At 63.1% G+C, this 18,424-nt stretch carries 17 protein-coding genes; 2 read left to right on the top strand and 15 right to left on the bottom strand.

From position 1 onward, the window contains the following. Positions 1-1,387, top strand: a 1,387-nt coding sequence (locus F561_RS0113400; protein ID WP_026298895.1) for a hypothetical protein, incomplete at its 5' end; no start/stop codon positions are given. Between the two features lie 73 nt (positions 1,388-1,460). Here F561_RS0113400 and F561_RS0113395 read toward each other — a convergent pair. The 15 genes from F561_RS0113395 to F561_RS0113325 all read right to left on the bottom strand — a co-directional run bounded on the left by F561_RS0113395 (position 1,461) and on the right by F561_RS0113325 (position 15,990). Then, positions 1,461-3,167 carry a M3 family oligoendopeptidase gene (locus tag F561_RS0113395; protein WP_019010482.1) on the bottom strand — a complete coding sequence of 569 codons (1,707 nt, stop codon included), beginning with the start codon at positions 3,165-3,167 and terminating at the stop codon, positions 1,461-1,463. Positions 3,168-3,272: 105 nt separating this feature from the next. After that, complete coding sequence (locus F561_RS0113390; protein ID WP_019010481.1) at positions 3,273-3,827, bottom strand: GNAT family N-acetyltransferase; 555 nt, start codon at positions 3,825-3,827, stop codon at positions 3,273-3,275. Between the two features lie 546 nt (positions 3,828-4,373). Continuing rightward, positions 4,374-5,090 carry a tRNA (adenine(22)-N(1))-methyltransferase TrmK gene (locus F561_RS0113385; protein ID WP_019010480.1) on the bottom strand — a complete coding sequence of 239 codons (717 nt, stop codon included), beginning with the start codon at positions 5,088-5,090 and terminating at the stop codon, positions 4,374-4,376. Further along, a complete protein-coding gene (locus F561_RS0113380) occupies positions 5,087-5,665 on the bottom strand; it encodes a YqhA family protein (RefSeq protein WP_245556518.1) in 579 nt (192 codons plus the stop codon). Before F561_RS0113380 ends, F561_RS0113385 begins: the two co-directional genes overlap by 4 nt. A 37-nt stretch (positions 5,666-5,702) precedes the next feature. After that, entirely contained in the window at positions 5,703-6,293 is a 591-nt protein-coding gene (locus tag F561_RS0113375) for an MOSC domain-containing protein (protein ID WP_040380738.1), read from the bottom strand. A 40-nt stretch (positions 6,294-6,333) separates the two neighbouring features. Then, the gene (locus tag F561_RS0113370) at positions 6,334-7,041 is read right to left on the bottom strand and encodes a hypothetical protein (protein WP_019010477.1); all 708 of its coding nucleotides are present in this window, start codon (positions 7,039-7,041) and stop codon (positions 6,334-6,336) included. A 63-nt stretch (positions 7,042-7,104) separates the two neighbouring features. Continuing rightward, entirely contained in the window at positions 7,105-7,647 is a 543-nt protein-coding gene (locus tag F561_RS0113365; protein WP_083922433.1) for a hypothetical protein, read from the bottom strand. Next, entirely contained in the window at positions 7,644-8,588 is a 945-nt protein-coding gene (locus F561_RS0113360) for a CapA family protein (protein ID WP_157451844.1), read from the bottom strand. Before F561_RS0113360 ends, F561_RS0113365 begins: the two co-directional genes overlap by 4 nt. A gap of 173 nt (positions 8,589-8,761) precedes the next feature. Next, the gene (locus F561_RS0113355; protein ID WP_019010474.1) at positions 8,762-10,834 is read right to left on the bottom strand and encodes a DUF3160 domain-containing protein; all 2,073 of its coding nucleotides are present in this window, start codon (positions 10,832-10,834) and stop codon (positions 8,762-8,764) included. A gap of 81 nt (positions 10,835-10,915) precedes the next feature. Beyond that, positions 10,916-12,400 carry a UDP-N-acetylmuramoyl-L-alanyl-D-glutamate--2,6-diaminopimelate ligase gene (locus tag F561_RS0113350; RefSeq protein ID WP_019010473.1) on the bottom strand — a complete coding sequence of 495 codons (1,485 nt, stop codon included), beginning with the start codon at positions 12,398-12,400 and terminating at the stop codon, positions 10,916-10,918. Between the two features lie 70 nt (positions 12,401-12,470). Further along, on the bottom strand, positions 12,471-12,950 hold the full coding sequence (locus F561_RS0113345) for a hypothetical protein (protein WP_019010472.1): 480 nt from the start codon (positions 12,948-12,950) through the stop codon (positions 12,471-12,473). A gap of 12 nt (positions 12,951-12,962) precedes the next feature. Then, a complete protein-coding gene (locus tag F561_RS0113340) occupies positions 12,963-13,586 on the bottom strand; it encodes a deoxynucleoside kinase (RefSeq protein ID WP_019010471.1) in 624 nt (207 codons plus the stop codon). A gap of 125 nt (positions 13,587-13,711) precedes the next feature. Beyond that, positions 13,712-14,323 carry a deoxynucleoside kinase gene (locus F561_RS0113335; RefSeq protein WP_019010470.1) on the bottom strand — a complete coding sequence of 204 codons (612 nt, stop codon included), beginning with the start codon at positions 14,321-14,323 and terminating at the stop codon, positions 13,712-13,714. Positions 14,324-14,494: 171 nt separating this feature from the next. Further along, the gene (locus F561_RS0113330; protein WP_019010469.1) at positions 14,495-15,721 is read right to left on the bottom strand and encodes a S1C family serine protease; all 1,227 of its coding nucleotides are present in this window, start codon (positions 15,719-15,721) and stop codon (positions 14,495-14,497) included. Beyond that, positions 15,718-15,990 carry an FmdB family zinc ribbon protein gene (locus F561_RS0113325; protein WP_019010468.1) on the bottom strand — a complete coding sequence of 91 codons (273 nt, stop codon included), beginning with the start codon at positions 15,988-15,990 and terminating at the stop codon, positions 15,718-15,720. The genes F561_RS0113330 and F561_RS0113325 overlap by 4 nt, the downstream gene beginning before the upstream one ends. A 608-nt stretch (positions 15,991-16,598) precedes the next feature. Here F561_RS0113325 and glmS point away from each other — a divergent pair. Beyond that, entirely contained in the window at positions 16,599-18,419 is a 1,821-nt protein-coding gene (gene glmS, locus F561_RS0113320) for a glutamine--fructose-6-phosphate transaminase (isomerizing) (RefSeq protein ID WP_026298892.1), read from the top strand. Positions 18,420-18,424: the final 5 nt, after the last annotated feature.

Below are 18,424 nucleotides of genomic sequence, written 5' to 3'. Positions count from 1 at the left end.
TGGAGAGGCCGCGCTGCACGGCGAGTGGCGCGGAATGCTGACACCGTCTGTGAGCTATGACAACCTTACGCGTAGCGACTCAGTGCTCTACGTGAACCGGAGCGAGGGAGGACAATTCTTCGGGTTCTACCAGTTACAGCCGCCCCGAAACGATTCGGCGTTATTGGCGATTGACAGTCAGACCGGACAAGTGCTGAAGCAGATTCCGTGGAGACAGCCGCCCCGAAACGATTCGGCGTTATTGGCGATTGACAGTCAGACCGGACAAGTGCTGAAGCAGATTCCGTGGAGAGGGTCTAGTTACAACGGACTGCTGTTTCGTGCGGCTACAGCTACTGCTCCGGCCCGCCTGCTTGATAAGCAAAATATCAATGATCAAACGGTCATCATCGAACGCGACCCTCTGACGTTGGCCGAAACAGGCCGATGGGCACTGCCCCAAGGCTTCACGAGCTTTAATGCCACAGGCACACTGGCGCTTATGAACGACAACACGATCATGGATACGCGCACACGTCAGCTTGTGCCTCTACAGCCCGCCATTACCAAGCTGCTGACCAGCCCACCAAAGGAAACCTACACGTATTGGTCATCAGACAAACAGTGGTTTATCGTTGAAGATTCTGTTTGGCAGGGCCTTTATAAAGTTAAACACTTCGTCTTCATCTCTAATACCACGGGTCAGGAAATAGACGGCAATTCCCAACATTCCTCTCCATGCTCAGCTCAGGTAGCTAACAGCTTGAGTACCGACGCTTTGCTGCTTCCCAACGGCGGAATTGCTTTGCCCTACAACGATGGCGTGATCGAGCTGCGCCGCGCTGACGGCACACTCAGAAAGGCAGTGGACACACGGAATTGCCAGTGGGCTGAGTTGAGTCTGAGCGGAACTACCCTCACTTTTTTCAGCAAGACCATCGGCACGGTGCGCCTCTCTGACGGGCAGATCACGGCGCAGGTGGACGCGGCTGCATCCGACGCCGCCCGCCTTCCCATTTTGGGCAGCATCTTCAATACACAGGAGGGCGTGCTCAAGTACCAACAGGCTGACGGCGTGAACTGGCAACTGGGAACAGCCCCCAAAATCCTCTGGCTGAAGGCAAACGCCACCTGGATTTCCAAAACCGAATACCAAATGACCGGAGAAGCCCGCGTGAACGATGAACCACTCATGCTGACGGCCAAAGCGCAGGCGTCAGGGATTGAATTGCAGGCTCAGGCGGTTCCTGTCTATGTTGGCTGGAATGGAGAACTCCGCCGCGCAAATGGCACTCTGTACGCCAAAATTAACGGTACACACGGAGCCACAGGCGCAAGCCAACTATTCGCTCTGGAACTGGAAGGCAAGGAAAAGGACTTTGCTTACAGCGGCGAACTGAAACGCTAACGCTGAGGCAATCCGACCAAAACAGGGAGGCCGCTGAGACGGGATTGCTCAGCGGCCTTCCTGTTTTCCCTGCCTATGCCAGCTGCTCGCCCAAAAAGCCCATCAGCCCCTTGATGTAGTCTCGGTCGAAGCGAAATTCGACGCCTGCTGCACGGTATAGCTCTGGATTGGTGACGGTACTCCCGAGGCGCAGGGCGGCCTTGTAATGCGCCAGAGCCGCTGCCGGATCAAGGCGGGCCTGTTTCCAGATGCCCACCGCCGCGAGGTAGCACATGGCGTACTCGATGTAATAAAAGGGCGCACGGAAGATGTGGTAATACTGCCAGCCCTTGGCACGAATGGTTTCGTCCAGCCCGTCCCAGTCGATGAAAGGATGGAAAGTGCGGTCAAGTTCCAGCCACTTGCTATCGAGGTCGGCAATGCTGAGGTCGGCGGGCGCTTCGGCGTACAGCCAGTGCTGAAAAGCGTCCATCTGCGCGGCCCACGGCAAGAAAACTACCACGCCTTCCAACTGCTTCTGGCGGTAGCGGGCCAGTTCCTCGGGGGTCAGGGCGTGCCCCAGATGATCCAGCGTCAGGAATTCCATCGCCATGCTGGGAATTTCCACAAACTCAATCGGACTCCAGCGGTTCCAGAGGAGCGGCTGGGCGTCGCCGCTGTAAAAGCCGTGGAAGGCGTGCCCCACCTCGTGAAACAGCACCCGCACATCTTCGCCCGTGCCGACCACATTCATTAGCACAAACGGCTGGTTTTCGACGGGGTAATACTCGCAGTAAGCATGCGACATCTTGCCGGGGCGCGATTCGAGGTCCAGCAGGCCGCCGCGCATAGAGCGGAAGCGTGCGCCCAGATCGGCATCCAGCGAGTTGAAGGCAGTCTGGGCCAGCTCTTCAAGTTCCGCGCCTGTCTTAAAGGGCTTCAGCGGAGCGCGGCCATCGGGGTCAAGCAGGTTGTTGCGGTTGTAATCCCAGGGGCGCACCATGTCCAGACCCAGTTTGGCGGCAATATCGGCCATCATGCGGGTCGTCAGAGGCACCACTTCTTCACGCACGGCCTCATGAAAAGCGGCGCAGTCGGCGGGTGCGTAATCTACACGGTCCAGACGCTTCCACATGTAATCGCGGAAATTGCCCAGATCGGCGTTGCGTGCGAGCTGCTGCCGGGTCGTGATCAGTTCCAGCATCAGGGCGTCGAGGTCGGGGGCCACCTCCAGACTACTGGCCGCCAGCGCCCGCCAGGCGGCTTCACGGGCGGCGCGGTCCGGATCGTCCAGTTTGGCTTTGGCCTGCGGCACCGTCACCGTTTCGCCGTCCAGCGTCACGGTCTGGTTGCCCGTGATCACGCCGTGGCGCGACATCTGCTGCTCGTGGGTGGTGCCCAGTTCCACGTTCGCCTCACGGAACAGGGCGGCGGCGTCGCGGAATCGGCGGTAGTTCAGAGCAAAATCGGGGGCTGGCACGTAACCGGGTACAGCCAGCAGCTTTTCGGTCAGGGCCTGCTCGGCCCGTTGTACACCGGGAATCACCTCCTGCACAAATGCCTGAAAGCGGGCCTGAATCGCCTCGTCGTCGGTGTGCAGGTCGGCGTGGGTAGACAGCTTGGAGCGGGCCTGCGTCAGATCGGCGTCCACGGCGCTCCACTGTGCCAGCCATGCGGGTACGCCCTCTGCGGTCAGGTCGGCGTCTTGCAATGCCTGATAGCGCGGCGCGAAAGTTTCCCAGCGGGTTTGGTCTTCGGGAACGGCCAGAACGCGTTCCACGGCCTCAAGTTGTGCGGTCATGGCCCCCAGTGTAACGGGGCAGGCCAAGACAGAGAAGGTTCAAATGAACGGAAAAACTGGCCCAATCATTACAAACCTGACCGCGTTCATGGCCGCGCCGCCTCCTCAGATCAACCCTGCTTTGACCGCAGGCCACTCCTCCTGCGTGATGGAATACATCACCGTATCGCGCAGATAGCCGCTGGACGTGATCATGTGCGAGCGCAACACGCCTTCGCGCACTGCCCCGAGTTTTTCGATGGCCCGCTGACTGCGGAGATTTCGGCCATCGGTCTTGATCTGCACCCGCACGCAGCCGAGGCCGTCCCAGAGGTCTTCAAAGGCGTGGCTGAGCAGCAGCAGTTTCATGCGGCGGTTGGCCCCACTGCCGTGCAGGGCCGGATTCAGGAAGGTCCAGCCGATTTCGGCGGCGCGGTGGACCTGACTGAGTGCGCCCAGGCGCGTGCTGCCCGCCACCGCGCCGCCCACTTCCAGTACGAAGGGCAGGGCGTCGGGTGCGTCCATTGCCGCCTGAAAGTAGGCTTCTTCAGTGGGAAGACTGCCCATCAAGGCCCACTGCTCGGGTGTGGCGCGGGTCAGGGCCAGCAACGCGGGAAAATCGTCAGGGGTCAGCGGGCGCAGGGTCAGGTGGCCGTCACCGAGGGTCAGGGCGTGGTGCATGGCTCAAGCTTAGAGAAACCCGGCTGCATAGATTGACTCGCGGTGCATACCACGCTATAATTCTGTCAATCAAGTTAAACAACCGCCGCCGGAAGGCGGATTTTTTATTTTGGCCTTATCAAGAAGACGACAGAGTCCAGGGCAATACAGAGCAGCCCGGCAGTTTGTCTGTATGACACCCGAGCTAAGGTTGCAGTCCTATTCGTCTTAAAGCCGTCTGGAACGCAGTTTTGAGACGCGTCTGCATAGTTTGACTCTGGCTGCATACCGCGCTATACTTTCGTCAATCAAGTTAAACACCAGCCGCCGGAAGGCGGGTTTTTTGTTTTAGCTTTGCAAGGAAGACAACGGAATCTAGGGTAATACAGAGGGACCCGGCAGTTTGTCTGTATGACACCCGACCTACGGTCGTAGTCCCATTCATCTTAAAGCCGTCTAGAACGCATTTTTCAGAACGCGTCTGCATAGTTTGACTCTGGCTGCATACCGCGCTATACTTTCGTCAATCAAGTTAAGCACCAGCCGCCGGAAGGCGGGTTTTTTGTTTTATGTTCCCGCCCAGTCCGTTTGCCCATTCAGTACCTTCAGGGCGTCCTGAGCAGCGTCCAGTTCCTGTTGGGCGGTGCGGCCCGGTGCGGCCAGCGGGGTCAGGCGGCTGACATCGGCGCGGATGCGGGCGGCCAGCAGCGGGCCAGCCTCTTGCAGCAGGTGAGGGCCGTAACGCAGGGCGGCGGCCAGCGGCAGATTCCGGTAGGCCGGGTCGGGGCCGGGTTGCCGCAGCAGGCGCAGCACCGGATAAGGCCAGTAGCCGTCGATCAGGCGCTCATCGGTGAGGTGATAACCCGATTCCTGCGCCCACAGACGAATGGGAGCCGGATTATCGTTGGGCTGCAAGACCAGCGTGGGCGGCAAGATACCGGGAGCAGCGCGGCGCAAAATGGCCGCTATCGTGCCTGCGCCCATCCCCGTGATGCTGGCGCTGTCGGCCTCGGCGGGGTTCAGGGGCGCAAAGCCGTCGCCCGCCCGAATCTCGATCTGCTCGGCCAGACCTGCGCGGGCCACATTGCGCCGCGCCAGGGCCAGTGGGCCGGGATTGAGTTCCACCACGATGCAGCGCCGCGCCTGCCCGGTCTGGATCAGGCGCAGGGGCAGCTTGGCATGATCGGAGCCGATATCGGCGTGGGTGCCTGTGTGCAGCAGGGCCAGCACCGCTTCCAGGCGTTCATCCAAGCGCACGAACCGCTGCACGACTCCCGGCGTCACTTGGCAACCTCCTCTGCACCCTCAGAATGGCCTGAGCCATGCCCGTCGCCTTCTGCGTACCTGGAACTCTGGCGCGACAGAATGACCGAGTAAGCCCCGATGGACAGGATGACGGCGGCCACCGCTGCGCCGTAGATCAGGACATCGGAGCCGCCCTTCCAGTCCAGCGCCACCGAAAAGAAGTCCACCGCGATGGCCGTGACCACCACGCCCAACAGCTTTTGCTTCAGGTCTTCAAAAGTGCGGATGTGCAGCCAGTCGGGCACATTCTTCACGTCTCCGATGAACAGCGACTGCATCCCCAGACTGATCAGTAGCAGGGCCATTGCCACCAGCAGGGTGTCTGTCTGCTCTACAGCGGCAATCAGCAGGTGCTTGGTGCTGCCCTCGTCGCCCAGATGTCCAAACGCCGCCGTGATACTGAAGTAAGCCTGCACGGTGGCCGCGATGAACAGGGCCAGACTGAAAGCGAAGGAACTCAGCACGCCCAATTCGACAATCAGGCGCGAAAAGCCGAAGGCCCGCTGAACGGTAAAAGCCCGGACGCGGCGGGTGGAGGGGCGGGGCTGACTCACAGGTTTCAGCATACGGGGTCTCTGGCCCCGAAGGGGGTCAATCTGGCAACACCGTCAGGGCGTCGCCCACCCGGATTACCCCGCCGCGCACCACCCGCGCCGTGATTCCGCCGTGCCCGCGCACCGCGTTGTAACCACCCGGCCCAAAAGTTTCTTCCATCCGCGAGCAGGGGTGGCATTCGCCCGTGCCTTCCAGAATCACTTCTCCGATCTGAAAACGGGCGTCCTTGAGGGCCAACAATGGCAGGCCACGAACGACGATATTGCGCCGCAGCTCTTCTGGGGTTACGGTGTCCAGGCCCGCCAGAGCTGCGATGACCGGCAGATGTTCAGCCTGAATCAGCGTGACCTGACGCTTGCCGGGGCCGCTCCAACCAGATTGGGGCCAGCCGGATGAGGGCGCGGAAGGGGGCGGAGCAGGAGGCGTGATTTCTTCTCCGACCTCGCCCGAAATGGCCCGCAGCCGACCCGGTGCGGTTTTGCCGTGGTCGCCCAGCAAGCCCACCAACGGATGTGCTTCGGCGTGCGGCACGCTCTGCACGGGCAGGCGGCGGCCCTCCCGCAGGCCGATCCATTCCACCCGTCCGGGCCGGGGCAAACTGCGTCTGAGTTCCTGCATGGTGAGCATGGGGGCCATGCTAGCGGGCAGAAGGGCCGCCCCCTCTGGATCAGTCCTGAATGCTGGGGTCGTACTCCACGCGGTCAGGCACGAATTCGCCGCCCTGCACGCGGTAAGTCAGCAGCAGGGTGCCCGAGAAGGCCCAGTCCTGCTGCACCACCGCCTCGGCCACCAGACGCCCGCCGCGCACGCTCCAATGCAGTTGGTCGCCTATGCGCGAAGCCACGGCAGGAACGCCTTCCGGCAATTCCAGCGTGTGCTGCACGCCGCCGATGGTCAGGGCCGAGGGAAGAAAGGTCACGCGGGCGCGGATGGCCCCCAGCGGATCGGCCACCTTCAGTTCACGGAGCGCTGCATTCCGGGCGTCGGGGAGGGCCAGTACATGGGCGTCGAAGACCGCGTAACCCGTGCCCTCCCCCACCATCAGTTGTGCCAGCACCTCGGGGCGGCCATCTCCGGTCAGGTCGGCGGCCTGCAAGGTGGGCCAGAAGGTGGGATTGGCAATGCTGCGCCACGCCCCGAATACCCGCACCGCGCCGCCCGCACGCACCCGCATTCCGGTGATGTCGTTCCACCGAAAGCCGTTCACAGCCTCCAACGTCACAGCGGGGTGCTGGAGTCGGGCCAAGACCTGCCCAGCAGCGTAGGTTCCGTCTGGATGAATATTTTCTGGGCGTGGGCCACCGGAACCCCCCGCGAGGGCCAATGGGGAGAGGGCAAGGGCCAGCGGCAACAGCAGAGCAGCGGGGCGGCGCATGGCCTCAGCGTAGGCGTTCGGCGGGCGCGGCGGCTCGGCCTCTCCCCTATTGCCCCCGGTGTATCAAGGGGAGGGATCAACGGGCGGCCCTGCCAGCGGTGTGCGCCGTTCCAGACGGAAGCCGAAGCCTGTCCAGCTCCATTCGCTGAGGGCCACGGCTGGGCCGCCTCTGCCCGCCGCGTAGGTGCCCTCCGAGGTCAGCAGGTGGCCCCCCGGCCCTACCTTCAGCGCCAGCACGGGCCGAAACAGGGCGCTGCCGATCCAGACGGGTTGGTATGCCCCACCCCCCAACGGGCGCAATACCGCGATATGGGCGCTGTCTCCGGCGGCGTCCCGGTTGGCCCCGATGGGCGTGGGAGCCTGTGACCAGCGGCGAATCGGCCAGTCGGCCCACGGACGCCACAGCGCCAGCACGCATTCGGGCAGGCCGTCGCCCGTGATGTCGGCCAACGCGCCAGAACGCACGTCCCAGGTGGGCGGCAGGCGCAGCGCAGAGCAGACGGCGGGCAGGGGCGGCAATACCGGGGATGGAAATGGGCCACCGCTTCCTCCTGCCAATGCCGTGCAGCACAGCAAAACAACCAGACTCAGACTCAGGCCTTTCATTCCCGCCCGCCCGCTGCCCCACCACAGGCCGGAAGGTTCAACCGGGTCAGCACCCGCGCCGCTTCATCGGCAGGGGCGAGGGTCACGCGGCCCGCACGCACACGGGTCGGCACGGCGCAGGCTTCCAGCTCTGGCCTGCGCGTGGTTGCTGGTATCCAGCGCACCCGCACCACCGCGCCCACCCTCGCCGCCGGAAAAGTCTGATCGAACAGCAGATTGCCGAGGCTGTACAGCACCAGCGTTGAGCCGTGGGGCGTGGCGATCCGTTCGGCCCTCTGAAGCACATGCGGCCCGCTGCCCACGATCAGGGTGGCCCCCGCCGCCGCGAATTGACCAGCCAGCAGGCGTTGACGAGCCGTGACCGGGTTAAATTCCGCGCCCCAATGCACCGCCACGACCACCACCCGCGCCCGCTTTGCACCGTCCTGCACAGCTTTCAGCGGGGGCGGCGTGTGCCCGTCGTCAAAAAAACCGATCCACGCCACCGGCACGCCGCGCACCCGCGAAACGGTCAGGCCAGAGGAGACGGGCTGGATGCCCCAGCGCCTCAGGGTCGCCCCGGACTCGGTTTGACCCGCCGCGCCGCCATCCTGCGCGTGGTTGTTCTGGGTGTTCAGGTGCGTGAAACCGTGCAGGGCCACCGCCGCCGCTGGGTCGGCCCGCAGGTCGATTCCTGCCGTGCGGCGCGGGGCCAGCGTCAGCGGTGATTCCAGATTACCCAGCGTGGCAGCGGCTTTCAGGACCGGATACACGCCGTCCAGCGCGGCATTCCACTGCCCTGCCAACGCCTGCGCCACTCCCCGCGCAAGGCTGAGGTCTCCGGCGAGGGCGAAGGTGAGGGGCACAGGGGCAGATGAAGGAGGGCCGGAACCGCCGGAAGTGAGGGTCAGGATCAGCAGAGCTGCGGCTAGAGCGCTGACTTTGGCTCTGCCTCCCCGCACCTCATACGGACTCCGCTTAATTACCGCATACCCGGCCCCTTTCCTGAAACACGGCCACCGGCTGCGCGTCCATATCGCGTAGCCCGTATTCTTTCCTACTCGCTTTGCTCTGCTTCGCAGCTTTGCAAGCCGGATTGAATCCCAAAAACTACGGGATTCAATCGGAATCCGTATCACTTCACCACGATGCCCCTGAGCCACGGGTGCGTGGGCGGCACTTTTCCGGCTTTCAGTTGTGCCCGCCACGCTTCATCGGTCAGGCGGTTCGCGGAGGGCACGGTGAATTCGTACTGCGAATACACGCCGCCCCGCGCCACCTGCACGCCGCCGCGTCCGTTGGGAACCACTGCGTACAGTTCGTGAATGGTTCCGGTGGCCTGCTCCAGCGCCTCGCCGCCTGCCGTGGCGACATCGGCTACCACGGCGGCGTAAGGCGGTTCATCAAAGGTGGGGCTGCCGCCATCCGTGCCGTCTTCGGGGTCGGTGCTGGCGAGTTTCATCTGTTCCAGCCAGCCGCCATAAAAATGAATGCGGTCATAGTCGTCGCGGCTGAGGGCGGTTCCGGCCAGTTCCTGAGCGCTGACCCGGTTCAGAAAAGTCAGCATGTTCTTCAGTTCATCAAGGTTGCCGCCCGTGCGCTCCGACAGGACTTTCTGGCCCACCAGTACGCGGCGCGTCAGGGCTTCGAGGGCCAGCAGGCGCGTCCAGACCGCCGAATTGGGTTCCACGTACCCGCGTGGCGATTCGGGCGGCTCGCCCGCGCCCATTTCGGCCATGACCTGTTTGGCATACAGCAGTGTGTCGTGGCGCAGTTCTGTCCACGATCCCAGCGCGGTCAGCATCTCCTTGCGCGTCCAGGCGGGCGTGCGCATGAAGGCCGGATAACGCGCGTCGCGGGCCTCGGGCTGGGCGAGGGCTTGCAGCACGTACACCCAACCGCTGTACACGTTGGCCGTCCAGTCGGCGGGCTTCAGGGCCGCAAACTGGCCGCGCACTTTGGTCATCTGAGATTCGTAGTTCAGGAATTTGGCGTCGCCCAGCGTGCGGGCTTCGTTCAGAGCGGCGGTGCTGCCCAGAGCGGCCAGCAGATCCAGACCGCGTGGCAGGAGGCGCGGGTTGGTTTCGGTGCCCACCTCGCGGTACACCAACTGTTGCAGGGCCGCGCCGTCCAGCGTAAAGCGTTGCCCCATCAGCCGGAAGCCCAGAGTTTCGCGCTGCCTCACGTCCACACCCTCGCCGGGTTTGGCCACCACGAACACGCTGTTGACGCGGGGCGGGGGCAGTTTGAAGAGGGCTGCCTGCACCGCCGCCAGTTTGCCCGCGCTCGCCAGTTGCCGGATGTCGCCCCCCGTGACCGATTTCAGAACCTGCGCGTACTGGCGGTAATTCAGGTCGTCGCTGGCCCCCACCAGCAGCGCCGTGGGGTCATACACCCGCGCCCAGAGGGTTCGCACCTCGGCATTGCCGTCGATCAGGCGGGTCAGCAGGGCCGCCGTCAGCGTTTCCGTGGGCTTGTCTGCCCGCAGATTCATGCGCCCCAGCCACATCATCGCCCGGAAGTAGCGTTTCAGGGCCTCGCTTCTGGTGTAGTGGCCGCGTGGCACGTACTGCGAATAGTCTTCGGTCAGTTCGGTGGAGGCGAAAATGGGCGACTTGGCAATACCCGCGTGTGCATCGATCAGCTTCAGTTCGGCGGCCACCAGCGCGGCCACTTCGGGCGGGGGCTTGGCAGCGGGGTCGGCCAGTTGTTGCGCCACGGCCAGATAAGCCACCGCCTGCCGCGCCTGAGGAGCAAGGTTCGTGCCCGCCAGAGCCGCAGCTTGCCTGCGGGCATCCTGCACCAACAGGGCAGTCATGCGCCGCACCGCCGGGGCCAGCGATTCGCGCTCCAGATCGCGCAACATCTTGTCGAACACCAGATGGTAGATGTGCAGCATGGAATCGGTGGTGATCAGGACGGGCTGGTCGGCGTAGCGGGTGGCCTCGTACACGGCGTCAAATTGCCGCCAGTTGGCCGGAGCGATCACGAAGCCCTGAGTGGTGAGGGCCGCCCGCTGCGCCGCACTCAGGGCCGGAAATCCGGCGGCCTTGTCGCCCGTCAGCAGTTTGGGATTGCTGACCGTGCCCAGATTCACGGGCAGGCTGTAGCCAGAAGCCGCGCCCGCCGTTCCCAGGCACAGCGCCAAAGCCGTCATGGCCGTGAATTTGCCGCGCCTGCCCGCCCACTCCCCACCCGTTGAGTTCATACCCAGATTGATACCACTCCCAGCCCCCGGAAGCCCACCCCCAGAAGCCCAGCCCCGGAAGACAGCCGCCCTCCGCAGCGGTCAGGCGGTTCGGCTGGTTAGTGCGGCCCGCGCCACCTCGGCCTCATTCCAGGGCAGGGTTTCCCCATCCCGCTCCAGCGTGTCTTCGGGGCCTTTTCCGGCCAGCAGCACGGTATCGCCGGGTCGGGCGGCGTGAATGGCGTGGGCAATAGCGGCGGCGCGGTCTGGAACCGACACGAAGTTGAACTGGCCTGCCTCCCGCGCCCCGCGTTCCATCTCGTTCAGGATGTCGGCCAGCGGCGTATCGCGGTGATCCTCCTCGGTAAACACGGCGTGATCGGCCAGGCGGGAAGCGACCTCGCCCAGCGGCGCACGCTTGCCCGGATCGCGGGGGCCGCCTGCCGACCCCAGCACCACCCACAGTTGGCCCGTGGTGGTGGCCCGCAGGGTGCTCAGGGCTTTTTCGAGGCTGGGGGGCGTGTGGGCAAAATCCACGATCACGCGGGGGGCGGCGCGGCCAGTGGGCGGACCGACCACCAGTTCCATCCGCCCCGGCACGCCCCGGAACGACGCCAAGCCCGCCACCAACTGATCGGCAGTGGCTCCCAGATGCGCCGCCGCCGCCATGCCTGCCAGAGCGTTGGCGACGTTAAAACGCCCGATCATGGGCAGGTGCGCCGCGAAGTGGCCCAGCGGAGAAAACACCTCGAAATGCAGGCCGTCCGGCGTTTCCCGTATTCCGCGTGCCTGCCAGTCGGCGTGCTGGCCCTCTGCCGAATAGGTCACTTCGGCGGGGGCGATGCCGCGCAACTGGGCCGTCCACGGATCGTCGGCGTTCAGGACGGCGAAGGGGGCGCGTTCGATGAGTTTGCGTTTGTCGGCAAAATAGTTTTCCAGCGTGCCGTGAAAATCCAGATGCTCGGAGCTGAGGTGCGTCCAGACCGCCACCGCCCACGGCACACCGCGCACCCGGTCCAGGGCCAGCGCATGGCTACTGGCTTCCAACACCACCGACGCGCCGCCCGCCGCCACCATCTCGCGCAGAGTGGCCTGAACCTGCGGCGCTTCCGGCGTGGTGAAATGGGCCGGAAAGTGGTGCAGTTCTCCGTCGGGAAGCTCGTACCCCACCGTACTCAGCAGGCCCGTGGGCAGTCCGGCGGCCCGCAACAGGTGCCGGGTCAGCCAACTGGTCGTGGTTTTGCCGTCGGTTCCGGTCACGCCCACCACCTTCAATTCCCGCCCCGGATGGTCCGCCAAGGCCGCCGCTGCATCGGCCAGGGCCGCCCGCGCCGAGGCTACCCGCAGGTAAGGTAATGGAGAAGTGACGCCGTCTGGAAGACCTTCGCCCAGCACCGCTACAGCCCCGCGTGCGGCCACATCCTCCAGAAACTGATGTCCGTCAAAGCGTGCGCCGCGAATCGCCACAAACACATGACCGGGCTGCACCCACGCCGCGTTGTGGGTAATTCCGGTCAGTTCGGGGTTGGGCCATACGGCTTCATCGGGAACGACATTCAGGCTGCGGGCAAGGTCACGGAGAAGCATGGGCCAACGCTAGCAGTGTTGGGGAGGAGTGTTAAGGGTCTGGGGCAGATGGGGAGCAGGACTTGGGGAATCAATAGTTGTAGCCGAAGATCAGCCGAACAGCATCGGGGCCACCCAGCGGGCGCAGTTGGTCTAAAACAGCCAGTCGAACATCCCGCAAATATCCCAAACTTTCTTGCTTCTTTTCAGTGTCAATATCCGTTCGTCTCCAGACATCCCAATTCGCTTCCCAATCAGTCTCTTCAAGATCACGGAGCAGGAGCATTCCTGCTGCCTCTTGGTCATTGGTTTGAAATACGAACATCTCTTGTGCTTGCTGGCTCATGTCATTAGGCACTGGACGACGGTTAGGCCAGTTGACATTCATTAGCCATTGATCACGGAGATAGAAAGTCCATTGGTTGTGGAGCAGGTCTGCCTGCGAGATCCCCAATTCAGGATAGTCCTCAGCAAGCCAAGACAGATACGCATTAGGAATCAGCTCTTCTGCCCGTTCCCAACAGCCGTCAGCTCGACGATGCTCAACAACAATGATCACATCTAGACCCATAGCTTTTCCCCTCTACCGCAGCAGCGGCAACCCAAACCCGAACGCCTGCACGCGGTCACAGACCCACTGAAACGCGGCGGGGTCTTGCACGAAATCCAACTGATCGCCGGGGACGCGCACCACCGGGCAGGCATCAAAATCTGTGACCCAGCCGTCGTACAGGCGGTTCAGGCCATCCAGATAGGCTTCGGGAATGCTCTGCTCGTAGCTGCGGCCCCGCTGGGCGATGCGGCCCTGAAGGGTGGGCAGGCTGGCGTCGATGTGAATCAGCAGGTCGGGCAGGCGCAGGGCGGGCAAAATCCCCTCATACAGCCCCCGGTAGGTGTCCCAGTCGCGCTCTTCCATCTGGCCCGATTCATAGAGGTTGCGGGCGAAAATATTGGCATCCTCGAACACGGTGCGGTCCTGAATCACGTACTGCGCCCCGGTGATCAGGTGAAGGTGCTGCTCCAGGCGGCGGCTCAGAAAATAGACCTGAGAATGAAAGGAATAGCGCCGCATGTCATGGTAAAAGTCTTCCAGATAAGGGTTGTCGGTATACGGCTCGTACACGGGGCGCAGGCCGTAGCGATCCGCCAGCATCCGGGTCAGGGTGCTTTTGCCGCTGCCGATGTTGCCTGAAATGGCGAGGTACATCTAGCGGCTCCGCCGCGTGTGAGTGGTCAGTGGTAAGTGGTAAGTGGGTGAAGTGCCGCCACGAATCAGGATTCTTTTCCGCTCTTTCCACTGACTACTGACTACTGACCACTGACCGCCTTTCATCATTCTGCGCCCCTTCCCGCCGCCAGCGCCGCTTCAATCTGATCCATGATGGCCTGCTCATCGGCCTCGTTGCCCACGAAGTCGTAGCCGCTGGCATCCACCGTCAGCAGCGGGTGCGGATAGCTGCGGAAATATTCGTCGTAGCGCCCGGTCAGGTCGGCCAGATACGCGGCCTGCATATCGCGCTCGAAGGGCCGCCCACGCCGTTCTATGCGGCGCAGCAGCAAATCGGGATCGGCCCGCAGGTACACCACCAGATCGGGCGTGGGCAGGCGCGGCGACAGGTGCGAATACAGGTCCTCGTACAGCGAGAACTCGGCATCTTTGAGGTTCATGGCCGCAAAAATAAAATCTTTGGCAAAGAGATAATCGCTGACCACGTTGCCGCTCCAGAGACCCGGCTGAGACAGGCTGCTGAGCTGCTTGAAGCGCGAGAGCAGAAAAAACACCTGCACCTGAAACGAATAGGCGGCAGGGTCCTCGTAAAACCGTGCCAGGAAGGGATTTTCTTCCACGATTTCCAGGTTCAGGTCTGCGCCGTAACGGGCAGCCAGCCGCCCCGCGAGGCTGGTTTTTCCCACCCCGATGGGGCCTTCTATGACCAAATACATGACGGGGGGAATGATAGCGCCAATTGGGAAAACGGTAAGTGCTGAGTAGTCAGTGGTGAGTGGAAAAAGGGAGGTGGGCACAACATCTGTGCCGAGAGCAACGACAGAACCCTTATCAACGCTGTGCTCATCGGCATCCCCGCGCCTTTCCCACTGCCCACTCACTGTCCCTTATTGCAGCGTGCGCCTCAGCAGCGTCACCTTCACGTCCACACTCTTCTTGTTGCGCCACAGCCGCAGCGTGACCGTCTGACCGGGCCGTTTGGCCGCCACGATGCGGATCACGTCAAACGAGTTTTGTACCCGCTGGCCGTCCACTGCCACGATGATGTCTCCGAGGGGGGCCAGAAGCTGGCTCTTGCTGTTGCGGAGCGATCCGCGCAGGGCCGCCCGCGCTCCGGCAGTTCCGGCGGGCACCTCGTCTACCAGTGCGCCCTCGCTGCTGTTCAGGCCCGCCAGGCTCCGCAGGGCCGGATCGAGCGTATCCAGGTCCACCAGGGTCACGCCCAGAGTGCCGCGCTGGGGCACGCCGATTTTTTCGAGGTCGTCCAGACTCTGCTTGACCAGATCGCCGGGAATGGCAATGCCGATGGTGCCGGGAATCAGGCCGTTGGGGGCAGCGTTCAGATCGGCCACGCCCACCACTGCACCGCGAGAATCCAGCAGGGGGCCACCGCTGTTGCCGGGTTGAATGCTGGTCGTGGTCGTGATGTACTGCCCGATTTCCGACCCCAGATTGTCGTTGCGGGGCACGTCACGCGGGCTGACCATCACGCTGAAGATGCCCGCGCCCACAAAATTCTGAATGCGGAGCGGCGTTCCGATGCTGATCAGCTTCTGGCCGGGAATCAGGCGGGCGCTCTGGCCGAAGCTCAGGGTTTTGGGAGCCGTGACGCCCGTAACCCGCAGAATGGCAATATCGATGCCGGGGTCTACACCCTCGATCTTGGCGTTGACCCGCCGCCCGTTCGATAAGGTCACGCTCACAGATTCCTGATACTGGATGACGTGGTAATTGGTCACGATCAGGTCTTTCTTGTAAAAGAAGCCCGTGCCCACTTCGATGGGGTCGTCACCGGGTTGCAGGAATTCCTTGCGGAGCCGCGAATCGACGCGCACCACGGCCTGAAGGGACTTTTGCGCTACCTCGACGGTATTGATTTCATCGGGCGTGACCAGGGCACGCTGGGCAGTGACGCGCCCCGTGACATACGCGCCCGCCAACGCTGCCGAGATCAGCAGGGCCACGGCCAGTCCAGAGGCCAGCCCAGACTGACCCCACCCAGGCATCAGTGGGCGTCTGGGCCGCGCCGCCGTTACGGGGGGTTCGTGGGCCGCAGCATCCTGCTGACCCTGAACGGCTGCCGCATCCACGGGACGGGGCGTGCCGGGGGTCATTCGCCGCCGCTCTTGCCCTTGCTGCCCCCCGAACTGCTGGAAGAACTGGAGCCAGAAGAAGAGCTGGAGCCGCCCGAATCGCCGCCGGAAGATGGGCGGGAGTCGTTGACGTAAAAACCGCTGCCTTTAAAGGCGATGCTGGGCCGCGCCAGAATGCGCTTCACGGCCACGCCAGTTTCGGGGTGAGTGGTGTAAGCTTCGTCGCGCATACTCTGGCGCAGTTCGTAGACCTCTCCGGTCAGGGTGTTTTTGTAAAGGTAAGTCGGCATGGGTGGTGTCCTCTAAACGGTGAGCTGTGTGGGGTACGGGTCGTCCAAATGGCCTGCTGAATCAACTGCGCTCCGGTATAGACGCACCGAAAGCGCCCGTGCTGCGGACTTACCCGGCTGGACTGTCAATCACTTCAGTGATCGTCAAGAACGCCAGGCCGCCTGCCGTGCCGCCATCCTATCAGGCAGCCTCTCTACAGGCACGGCAGCCTGTCCCGGCTGAGCTTTAGGCGAGCGTTAGGCAACAGGGGCAGGCCATTTGTTTGTGGCAATTCAGACGCCTATGAGTATGTTGCTCTCTTTGCTCAGGCGGAGGGTGATACACTGGGGCACAGACCTGTGGTGTCGGGTCTGCAAGCAACACAAACAGGGCAGCGCAAGGCCCCGCCGCTGAGAAGCACAGAGCGGATGGGGAAACGAGGTGAGGGTCAGCGAGCATTCTGCGGATGCCCTCAGGCGAGCATGAGCGCCTACCCGCCGCACCCAGACAGGTGCGGGAAGCCCGGACGATAACCCCTGCGGCAACGCAGACATAAGGTCCGGCAACATGCATCCAATCCAATCAGACACCCCCACCAGCCTTTCGTGCCGTGTGGGACGAGGTTCGTATGTGTGGAATCGTAGGATATATCGGTGGTCGTCAGGCGCAGGACGTGCTCATCTCGGGCCTCGCCAAACTGGAATACCGCGGCTATGACAGCGCGGGCGTGGCTATTCGCAACGGCACGCACATCGAGGTCAAGAAAAAGGCGGGCAAGCTGTCCAACCTGAGTACCCTGCTGGAAGGCACGCCGCTGGAAGGCACGCTGGGCATCGGCCATACGCGCTGGGCCACCCACGGCCTGCCCAACGACAGCAACGCGCACCCGCACGCCACCGAAGACGGGCGCATCGTGATCATTCACAACGGGATCATCGAGAATTACCTGACCCTCAAAGCGGGTCTGATTGAGCGCGGCCACAGCTTCAAGTCGGAAACCGACAGCGAGGTGCTGGCCCACCTGATCGAAGAAGCCTACTCGGGCGACCTGTACGAAGCGGTTCGCACGGCGCTGGGACAGGTGCGCGGCGCTTACGGCATCGTGGTGACGCACGTGGATCACCGCGAAATCGTGGCGGCCCGCACGGTCAGCCCGCTGGTCATGGGCGTGGGCGAGGGCGAGATGTTCCTCGCGTCCGACGTGCCCGCGCTGCTGCCCTACACGCGCAAGATGGTCTTTTTGCACGACGGCGACATGGTGGTCTTGCACGACGACGGCTTCCGTGTCACGGATCTGGCCGGAAACCCCGTACAGCGCGACATCGAGCACATCGACTGGGACGCCGAGGCCGCCGAAAAGGGCGGATTCGATACCTACATGCTCAAGGAAATCTATGAGCAACCCACCGCCCTCACCAACACCCTGATTGGCCGCCTGCACGATGAAACGGGCGAAGTGAATCTGGACATCAACCTTGATCCGGCCAGCTTCAAGCGCATCTCCATCATTGCGTGCGGAACGGCTTACTATGCCGGACTGGTGGGCGAATACCTGATCGAGCAGTTGGCCCGGATTCCGGTTGAAGTGGACGTTGCCAGCGAGTACCGCTACCGCTCGCCGTTGGTCAGCGAGAACACTCTGGCGATCGTGGTGTCTCAGTCGGGCGAAACGATTGATACCCTCGAAGCCCTGCGCGAGGCCAAGAAGCACGGCGCGAAAACCCTCGGCGTGATCAATGCCAAGGGCAGCTCCATGACCCGTGAGCTGGACGACACGCTGTACATTCACGCTGGCCCCGAAATCGGCGTGGCGAGTACCAAGGCGTACACGGCGCAGGTGTCGGCCATGCTGATGCTGGCGCTGTGGCTGGCCCGCGCCCGCAAGACCCTGACCGACGAGCAGGCCAAGGAACTCCTGCACGCCGCCCGCGAACTGCCGCGCCTTGTAGAAGAGGCTCTGGCCCCCGAGCGTGTGGCTGCTATCAAGGCCGTAGCCGAGAAGTACGCCCACGCCCGCGATTATCTGTTCCTCGGGCGCGGCGTGAACGCCCCCACCGCCCTCGAAGGTGCGCTGAAGCTGAAGGAAATCAGCTACATCCACGCCGAAGGCTACGCGGCAGGCGAGATGAAACACGGCCCGATTGCCCTGATCGACGAAAATCTGCCCGTGGTGGTCATCGCCACCGAGAGTTTCCTGCTGGAAAAAACCATCAGCAACCTGCAAGAAGTGCGGGCGCGGGCAGGTAAGGTGATTGCCATCCTGAGCGACGGCGACACCGCCAACGCCGTGCACGCCGACGACGTGCTGTACGTGCCCCGCGCCCACGAAATGGTCAGCCCGGTGGTGAACGTGATTGCCCTGCAACTCCTGAGCTACTTCACGGCCACGGCACTGGGCAAGGATGTCGACAAGCCCCGCAACCTCGCCAAGAGCGTGACGGTGGAATAAGGGCT

The organism is Deinococcus aquatilis DSM 23025 (assembly GCF_000378445.1).
Taxonomy (GTDB): domain Bacteria; phylum Deinococcota; class Deinococci; order Deinococcales; family Deinococcaceae; genus Deinococcus; species Deinococcus aquatilis.
Note: the sequence above shows the minus strand (reverse complement) of the source record. Positions and strands in the feature narration are given on the sequence as shown.

What these genes read in the sequence shown, in the direction of transcription:
- F561_RS0113325 (WP_019010468.1), bottom strand. Translation starts at nt 15,990, where the DNA reads ATGCCGACTTACCTTTACAAAAACACCCTGACCGGAGAGGTCTACGAA.
- F561_RS0113345 (WP_019010472.1), bottom strand. Translation starts at nt 12,950, where the DNA reads ATGGGTCTAGATGTGATCATTGTTGTTGAGCATCGTCGAGCTGACGGC.
- F561_RS0113350 (WP_019010473.1), bottom strand. Translation starts at nt 12,400, where the DNA reads ATGCTTCTCCGTGACCTTGCCCGCAGCCTGAATGTCGTTCCCGATGAA.
- glmS (WP_026298892.1), top strand. Translation starts at nt 16,599, where the DNA reads ATGTGTGGAATCGTAGGATATATCGGTGGTCGTCAGGCGCAGGACGTG.
- F561_RS0113375 (WP_040380738.1), bottom strand. Translation starts at nt 6,293, where the DNA reads ATGCTCACCATGCAGGAACTCAGACGCAGTTTGCCCCGGCCCGGACGG.
- F561_RS0113390 (WP_019010481.1), bottom strand. Translation starts at nt 3,827, where the DNA reads ATGCACCACGCCCTGACCCTCGGTGACGGCCACCTGACCCTGCGCCCG.
- F561_RS0113395 (WP_019010482.1), bottom strand. Translation starts at nt 3,167, where the DNA reads ATGACCGCACAACTTGAGGCCGTGGAACGCGTTCTGGCCGTTCCCGAA.
- F561_RS0113330 (WP_019010469.1), bottom strand. Translation starts at nt 15,721, where the DNA reads ATGACCCCCGGCACGCCCCGTCCCGTGGATGCGGCAGCCGTTCAGGGT.
- F561_RS0113365 (WP_083922433.1), bottom strand. Translation starts at nt 7,647, where the DNA reads ATGAAAGGCCTGAGTCTGAGTCTGGTTGTTTTGCTGTGCTGCACGGCA.
- F561_RS0113370 (WP_019010477.1), bottom strand. Translation starts at nt 7,041, where the DNA reads ATGCGCCGCCCCGCTGCTCTGCTGTTGCCGCTGGCCCTTGCCCTCTCC.
- F561_RS0113355 (WP_019010474.1), bottom strand. Translation starts at nt 10,834, where the DNA reads ATGAACTCAACGGGTGGGGAGTGGGCGGGCAGGCGCGGCAAATTCACG.
- F561_RS0113335 (WP_019010470.1), bottom strand. Translation starts at nt 14,323, where the DNA reads ATGTATTTGGTCATAGAAGGCCCCATCGGGGTGGGAAAAACCAGCCTC.
- F561_RS0113340 (WP_019010471.1), bottom strand. Translation starts at nt 13,586, where the DNA reads ATGTACCTCGCCATTTCAGGCAACATCGGCAGCGGCAAAAGCACCCTG.